This is a genomic window from Aeromonas sp. PS2Canimalfood6, assembly GCF_048276795.1.
In the GTDB taxonomy this organism is placed as follows: domain Bacteria; phylum Pseudomonadota; class Gammaproteobacteria; order Enterobacterales; family Aeromonadaceae; genus Aeromonas; species Aeromonas caviae.
In genome coordinates this window covers 1-387 of record NZ_JBLUXC010000173.1, presented here as the reverse complement: position 1 = coordinate 387, position 387 = coordinate 1, and the positions used below count along the sequence as shown (strand labels likewise).

Annotated in this window: 1 protein-coding gene; it reads left to right on the top strand. The window is 59.2% G+C overall.

Annotated elements, in window-relative coordinates; translation table 11 throughout:
- On the top strand, positions 1 to 387 hold a 387-nt coding region (locus ACNPAA_RS21115), incomplete at both ends, for a pyruvate kinase (protein ID WP_417892005.1).

Sequence of the window (387 nt, the reverse complement as noted above, 5' to 3'; positions counted from 1 at the left end):
AGAACATCCAGATCATCTCCAAGATCGAAAACCAGGAAGGCCTGGACAACTTCGACGAGATCCTGGCTGTCTCCGACGGCATCATGGTTGCCCGTGGCGACATGGGTGTCGAGATCCCGGTAGAAGAAGTGATCTTCGCCCAGAAGATGATCATCGAGAAGTGCAACAAAGCCCGCAAAGTGGTCATCACCGCCACCCAGATGCTGGACTCCATGATCAAGAACCCGCGTCCGACTCGCGCCGAAGCCGGCGACGTGGCCAACGCCATCCTGGACGGTACCGACGCAGTCATGCTGTCCGGTGAGTCCGCCAAGGGCAAGTACCCGCTGGAAGCCGTGACCATCATGGCCACCATCTGCGAGCGTACCGATGCCGTGATGCCGTCCA